Annotated in this window: 2 pseudogenes; both read left to right on the top strand. The window is 63.2% G+C overall.

Going from position 1 to position 486, the window contains the following annotated elements:
- Positions 1-145, top strand: a pseudogene (locus EN906_RS39100) (FMN reductase); the annotation flags it as partial.
- Between the two features lie 113 nt (positions 146-258).
- Positions 259-486, top strand: a pseudogene (locus EN906_RS36750) (hypothetical protein); the annotation flags it as partial.

Here is a 486-nt window from a genome sequence, read left to right as displayed (position 1 = left end):
GCCGACCGCCGTCTACGCCACCGACAAGGATTTCACCGACGGCGTACTGCGCTCCGAGGCGATCCTGAAGCGTGTGGCGCAGGCGGTTGACGAGGTCGGCTTCGTGCTGGCCAACCGCTCGGCCGGCAGGATCGCCGCCGAATAGGCTTTGTCACCAGATTGCGATCGAAACAGGCGAGGGCAGCGCCCTCGCTTACCCGCAATTTACGACCGCCCGCTAAAAACGTTCCTGTCTGATTCGTCTGGGACAGGAACGTCATGAGCAAAGCCCTCACATCCTTCGCACTGGTCGCCGTGCTGACCGCCTTGCTCATGGCGTTGAGCCTGGCTGTGGCCAGGCACGGCTATCCCTATGGCGCGATCGGCGTCAGGCGCCTTGACGGCATTGCCGACGCCGGCGTGTTCATCCCGATTGCCGCTGTCTATTTCTTCAGCGCGATGCTGATGATGATCCTGCCGATCAGGGCGGCCGGCATCGTCCTGACC

Source organism: Mesorhizobium sp. M7A.F.Ca.CA.004.06.1.1 (assembly GCF_003999135.1).
GTDB lineage: Bacteria > Pseudomonadota > Alphaproteobacteria > Rhizobiales > Rhizobiaceae > Mesorhizobium.
The sequence above is the reverse complement of the archived record's forward strand: the minus strand, read 5'-3'. Positions and strand labels throughout refer to the sequence as shown.